This window comes from Desulforamulus profundi, assembly GCF_002607855.1.
Map to the genome: position 1 here is coordinate 1 of NZ_AWQQ01000133.1, position 6,814 is coordinate 6,814.

Consider the following 6,814-nt stretch of genomic DNA (forward strand, 5'->3'; position numbering starts at 1 on the left):
TCCACGCCAATGCCAAACCTGAGGAAACGGAGAGGCGCTGGGTTACTTTTTTAAAGCAGGAGAAACTTGATTATCACATCGAAGAAAACTTTTTGCTGGAGCACATTTCAGGTACCGCTTACCCGCACCATGTAGGAAACATTCTTTTGGTTGGGGCTGCTGGTGGTTTTATGGAGTCTTTTTTAGGCTTTGGCACGGTATCCTCCCTACGCAGCGGTGTCCTGGCGGCCCGGGCCATTAAGGGAAACCGGTGCTTTACAAAACTGGCCGATAAGTTGGACCAGGAAATGAGAAGGTCTGTTCGTTTGCGGGAAATTATCAATACAATGGAAAATAAAGATTATGACCGGTTGGTGGCAACCGCCACTTTTCCTATTATTAAACAGTTATTCTATAACACAAATTTCCCTGTACTAAAATACGCCGGTGATATTTTAGAACTGGTGCGAGCTTCCGTGAACTGGGAGAAAAAAAGCATCTTACCCGCCAAACGTTCCAAATAGGGGGTCAGACCCTCGTAAAAAATGTCGAAGAAAACCGCTGGCGTTTGACCAGCGGTTACTCTTTTTCTACTGACCTTTAACTGTCCGTGTTATGTATCCAATTTTTTATAACTCCCAGCAGTTCATCCCTGCCCCGCCCGGTTTCGGAGGAAAATGGGATCAGCCGGTGCTCCGGGGATAAGGGAAGGGTTTTCTTGATAACTCCCTGCTGCTTGGCCCACTGGTTGTTGGACAGTTTGTCAATTTTGGTGGCTGCCACCACTGTCGGTACCCCGTAATGCAGCAACCACTGGTACATCTGTTTATCCTGGGAAGTGGGGGTATGACGGCAGTCCAAAAGCAGGAACACGCCTTTAAGTGTCTCCCTGTTCTTCAAGTACCCCTCAATCATTTTTCCCCACTTGGCCCGCACTTCCTCGGGCACCTTGGCAAAGCCGTAGCCAGGCAGGTCCACCAGCAGGAATTTGTCATTGATCGTGAAAAAGTTGATCAATTGTGTCCTGCCGGGGGTTTTGCTGGTCCGGGCCAATCCCTTGCGGTTGACCAGCCGGTTGATCAGAGACGACTTGCTACATTGGAGCGGCCCACGAAGGCCACTTCGGTAAATTCCCCGGGGGATAACCCCCGGGGTTGACTGCACTGGTTAAAAACTCAGCGGATACAATTTTCACGACGGTAACTGGGTTCCTCCTTGCTGGTGAACCACCGGGGTAAAGTGCGGGTTATCAATGGCCGCTGCTGCTTCAGGTTCTACCACAAAGGTCTCCACCGCTTCCTCTTCCAGCAGAGCAATTTCCAGCACTTGATCCAGGTGCTCGACCAGTTTAAATTCCAGCTGCTTTTTGATGTTGACCGGAATGTCTTCCAGGTCCTTTTTATTATCCCTGGGCAGTATAATCACTTTGCTGCCGGCTCTGTGAGCTGCCATCACTTTTTCTTTAATGCCGCCCACCGGCAGCACCCGCCCCCGCAGGGTGATTTCCCCGGTCATGGCCACATCGTGCCGCACCTTACGACCGGTGAGTACCGAGGCCATGGCAGTGGCCATGGTAATGCCCGCCGAAGGACCGTCCTTGGGAATGGCTCCCTCAGGAATGTGAATATGCATATCCCACTTCTCGAATAACTCTTGATCAATGCCCAGGTCCTGGGCCCGGCTGCGCACGTAGCTGTAACCTGCCTGGGCGGATTCTTTCATGACTTCGCCCAGTTTTCCGGTCAGGGTCATGCGGCCGCTGCCTTTGTAGGTGGTCACCTCGATTACCAGGGTATCGCCGCCCACTTCGGTCCAGGCCAGACCGGTAACGGTACCCACCTCATCGTTTTGCTCAGCCACCCCGTAACGGTAACGGGGAATGCCCAGGAACTGCTCCAAGTTTTGAGACGTGACCTTCACTTTTGCCGCTTCTCCGGCCACGATTCTCTTGGCGGTTTTACGGCAGATGGCTGCGATTTTGCGCTCCAGGTTACGTACGCCGGATTCCCGGGTGTATTCCCGGATTACCTTGAGGATGGTGTTGTCCGAAACACTGATCATGTCGGAAGTCAGACCATGATCCTTAATCTGCTTAGGCATCAGGTGACGCTTGGCGATTTGCAGTTTTTCCTCTTCAGTATACCCAGAAATTTGAATAACTTCCATCCGGTCCAGCAAAGGACGCGGGATGGACCACATGTTGTTGGCGGTAGTAATGAACATCACATTGGACAGGTCAAAGGGTGTCTCAATGTAGTGATCGCTGAAGGTGCTGTTTTGTTCAGGGTCCAGCACTTCCAGCAGTGCGGAAGCCGGGTCGCCGCGAAAATCGCTGGCCATCTTATCGATTTCGTCCAGCAGGAAGACCGGGTTCCTGGAGCCGGCGGTGCGCATGCCCTGTATGACCCGTCCGGGCATGGCGCCCACGTAGGTCCGGCGGTGTCCCCGGATTTCGGCCTCGTCCCTGACGCCGCCCAGAGAGATGCGGATGAATTTGCGGTCCAGTGCCCGGGCAATGGAACGACCCAGGGAGGTTTTACCCACACCCGGCGGTCCAACCAGGCAAAGGATGGGACCCTTCATCTTCTTGGCCAGCTTGCGAATGGCCAGGTATTCTATAATTCTTTCCTTAGGATCTTTCAGCCCGTAATGGTCCGCCTCTAAAACCTCTTCGGCAGCTTTAATATCGATGCGGTCCCGGGTGCTCTTGCTCCAGGGGAGGCTCAGCATCCAGTCCAGGTAGTTGCGCACCACCGCTGCTTCGGCGGCCATGGGAGGCATTTTTTCCAAACGCTCCACTTCTTTGAGCGCCTTTTCTTCGGCTTCCTTGGGCAGTTTGGCCTTGGCAATTTTGTCTCTCAGTTCTTCACATTCAGCGACCCGTTCGTCCTTTTCGCCCAGTTCCTTTTGGATCGCCTTCATTTGTTCCCTCAGGTAGTATTCCTTCTGGGTCTTTTCCATTTGCTTGCGGACCCGGATGTTAATCTTGCGCTCCAGTTCCACAATTTCCAGTTCACTGGCCACAATGGCGCAGAGTTTTTCCAACCGCTCCACAATCGTAACGGCTTCCAAGACCTTTTGTTTATCCTCGATACGCAGTGCCAGATGGGAAGCGATAATATCCGCCAGACGGCCGGGTTCTTCCAGGTTTACCACCGTCACCACGGTTTCCGGAGGAATGCGCTTGGAAAGTTTAACATATTGCTCAAACTGGTAAACAAGACTCCGCATAAGGGCTTCAATTTCAGCGTTTTTCTCAAAATCTTCGGAGTACTGCTCAATTTCCACCCTGAAGTAGGGCTCCAGATGCTCGTATTTGTTTATCTTGGCCCGGGCAATGCCTTCCACCAGCACCCTAATGGTACCACCCGGAAGTTTAAGTAATTGTTTAACTTCAGCTACAGTTCCTACCTGGAAAATATCGTCTACAGTGGGTTCATCGGTCTGCGCTTCCTTTTGGGTGGCCAGAAAGATCATTCTGTCCTGCACCATTGCTTCTTCAATGGCCTGCACAGATTTCTCCCGTCCTACATCCAAATGAATCACCATATAGGGAAAAACCAGAATGCCCCGCAAAGGAAGCAGGGGTAGAGATTTTAATTCGGAATTCACTGCCGCACCTCCTTGTATATTCTAATCATGAGTTAATTAACTAGTGCACCAGAATAAAGTAATAATAACACACAAGGCGAGAATCCCGCCACAACAATAATTCCCAGTAACGGAAAAAACCCAGCAATCGCTGGGTTTTAGGAGCTTGCAGAAGCCAAATAGGGTATTTCTCTTTGGCAGGATGTTTCATATTTCGCAATTATTTTTTAAATTATCAGGATTTGGCAGCTTTCTGAGACAGGAAGGCCGCCGCAGCGGGTATTTCCAGGGCAGCCGGTACCGGTTCCCACTTTGATTCCTCTGCCCCGGCCTGACCCATTAAGGCGCCTTTAATTACTTCATCCAGGGTTTCCACCGCCACCACGGTGATACCCTCTATGTTTTTAAACATTTCCTGGTAATTTTCCTTGGGAATAAAGACCTTCTTTACGCCGGCCTGGCGGGCTGCTTCCACTTTGGTCACAATGCCGCCCACCGGCTTCACCAGCCCCCGGATGGAGATTTCACCGGTCATGGCCACGGTGTTGTCCACCGCAATTCCCTTGATGGCAGAGTAGATGGCGGTGGCAATGGTGACCCCGGCCGAGGGCCCGTCCACCAGACCGCTGCCCAGGAAGTTGACGTGGATATCATAATTTCTCGGGTCCACATCCTTCACCCGCCGCAGCACCGTGACAACATTCTCCACCGAACTGCGGGCCATGCTCTTGCGACGTACTCTTTTGCCGCTGCCGCCAATTTCTTCTTCCTCAACCACACCGGTAACGGTAATTTTGCCGGTTCCTTCAGCAATGGGGATGACGGTGGCTTCCACTTCGGAAAGGGTGCCCATATTGGGGCCGTATACGGCCAGGCCGTTCACCGCGCCCACCTGGGGCTGCGGGTTGATTTTCCGTTCCGGCCTGGGGGTGTACTGGCCGCTGTGGATAACCCACTCGATGTCCCGCACCAGGATTTCTTTTCTCCCCTCGGTAAGGGCAATGCCGCCGGCGATTTGAATGATGTTAACCGCTTCACGACCGTTGGTGGCATAGCGTTTGATCACGTCCAGTGCGCCTTCTTCCAGCGGGAAGCCGATTTTCTGGGATGCGTTGGCAGCAATTTTTTCAATTTCATCCGGCAGCAGGGCCCGGAAAAAGATTTCCAGACAACGGGAGCGGATGGCTGGGGGAATTTCTTCCGAGGTCCGGGTGGTTGCTCCCACCATGCGAAAATCCGCCGGCAAGCCGTTCTGAAAAATATCGTGAATATGGGTGGGAATATTGGTGTCTTCGGAGCTGTAGTAAGCGCTCTCCAAAAAGACTTTACGATCTTCCAGCACTTTTAAAAGCTTGTTCATCTGGATGGGGTGCAGTTCCCCGATTTCGTCAATGAAAAGCATGCCCCCGTGGGCCTTGGTAACGGCTCCCGGCTTTGGCTGGGGAATCCCCGCCATCCCCATGGGACCGGCCCCCTGGTAAATGGGGTCGTGTACCGAGCCGATGAGCGGGTCGGCAATGCCCCTTTCGTCAAAACGGGCGGTGGTGGCATCCAGTTCAATAAATTTTGCGTTTTCCTTGAAGGGTGAATTGGGCGATTTTTTGGCTTCTTCCAATACCAACCGGGCTGCGGCCGTTTTGCCCACTCCGGGTGGGCCGTAAACGATGACGTGTTGCGGGTTGGGACCGCAGAGGGCAGCCCTGAGGGATTTCAGCCCTTCTTCCTGACCAATGATTTCGCTAAAGCATTTGGGTCTTGTTTTCTCTGCCAGCGGTTCGGTTAAGGAGATGGCCCGCAGCCGCTGGAGCTTTTCCATTTCTTTGCGGGATTCCTTCTCGACGGCTGTCTTATTGCCTTGCTGGGCTTTCAGCAGGTTCCAAAAGTACAGGCCGATGACCACCGCAAAAAATACCTGTATAAAGGTGAGAAAACCCCCGAGACTGGTAAGTTCCCCCATAGCAATGCCTCCTTTTGGTCGACTTTCCTTCTTGTATTATTGCTAAATGTACGAAATTTTACACCTGCTATGGGGGATTTCTTTAGCGGCCAAATACCTGATAGAAAAACAAAAACACGGAGTTTTTACACTCCGTGCCCCAATGGTACTCTTAAACTACGCAGACTCTTCTTTTTTCTTCTTATTCTCCATTGTAATAAGAAGCGGTTCGCCCTTTTTAAGAATGGCTTCTTTGGTGATGATGACTTTCGAAATATCCTTGCGGGAAGGAATGTCATACATGATGTTCAGCATGGCCTCTTCCATGATGGCACGGAGGCCGCGGGCGCCGGTATTGCGCTTGAGGGCCTCTTTGGCCACTTCGCCGAGGGCGTCGGGCTGGATTTCCAGGCTTACGCCGTCCAGTTCAAACAGTTTTTCATACTGTTTGGCCAGGGCGTTCTTGGGTTCGGTCAGGATGCGGATGAGGGCCTCTTCATCCAGGGCATCCAGGGTGACGATGACGGGCAGACGACCGACAAATTCGGGAATCAAACCAAATTTGAGCAGGTCTTCCGGCAGGATGTTGGCCAGGATCTCACCGATTTTTTGTTCTCTTTTGGTTTGAATCTCAGCGCCGAAGCCCAGCTGCTTCTTGCCGGTGCGGTTTTGAATGATCTTTTCGATGCCGTCGAAGGCACCGCCGCAAATGAACAAAATGTTGGTGGTATCCAGCTGGATGAATTCCTGGTGCGGGTGCTTGCGTCCACCCTGAGGCGGTACGCTGGCAACGGTGCCTTCCAGGATCTTTAGCAGGGCCTGCTGTACGCCTTCGCCGGAAACGTCCCTGGTGATGGAAGGGTTCTCGGACTTACGGGCGATTTTATCAATCTCGTCGATGTAAACAATGCCCTTTTCGGCCTTTTCAACATCGTAATCCGCAGCTTGAATAAGTTTGAGCAAGATATTCTCAACGTCTTCACCGACATATCCTGCCTCGGTTAAAGAGGTGGCATCTGCGATGGCAAACGGCACGTTTAACAAGCGAGCCAGTGTCTGGGCCAGCAAGGTCTTACCACAACCGGTGGGGCCGAGCATAACAATATTGCTCTTGGAGAGTTCCACGTCTTCCACTTTGCCCCCAAGGTTAATCCGCTTGTAGTGGTTGTAGACCGCCACAGCCAGTTGACGCTTGGCATTTTCCTGGCCGATGACGTACTGATCCAGAATAGCCTTTATTTCTTTGGGCTTTGGTAAATCGCCCATATCCAAGCCTGAGGTCGTCGCTTAACTCTTCTTCGATGATTT

General features: G+C 52.2%; 2 protein-coding genes and 3 pseudogenes. 1 reads left to right on the forward strand and 4 read right to left on the reverse strand.

Annotation, left to right across the window (positions count from 1 at the left end):
- A pseudogene (locus tag P378_RS17320) lies at positions 1-503 on the forward strand (NAD(P)/FAD-dependent oxidoreductase); the annotation flags it as partial.
- Positions 504-579: 76 nt separating this feature from the next.
- Here P378_RS17320 and yihA read toward each other — a convergent pair.
- The 4 genes and pseudogenes from yihA to clpX all read right to left on the reverse strand — a co-directional run.
- Positions 580-1,174 (reverse strand): annotated as a pseudogene (yihA, locus tag P378_RS17325) (ribosome biogenesis GTP-binding protein YihA/YsxC).
- Positions 1,171-3,591: an endopeptidase La gene (gene lon / locus P378_RS17330; protein ID WP_099084085.1), complete on the reverse strand. Its 2,421-nt coding sequence runs from the start codon at positions 3,589-3,591 to the stop codon at positions 1,171-1,173. The pseudogene yihA and the gene lon overlap by 4 nt, the downstream one beginning before the upstream one ends.
- A 214-nt stretch (positions 3,592-3,805) precedes the next feature.
- Positions 3,806-5,527 (reverse strand): ATP-dependent protease LonB, encoded by a 1,722-nt coding sequence (gene lonB / locus P378_RS17335; protein WP_099084086.1) that lies wholly within the window; start codon positions 5,525-5,527, stop codon positions 3,806-3,808.
- Between the two features lie 156 nt (positions 5,528-5,683).
- Positions 5,684-6,814: pseudogene (gene clpX / locus P378_RS17340) on the reverse strand (ATP-dependent Clp protease ATP-binding subunit ClpX); the annotation flags it as partial.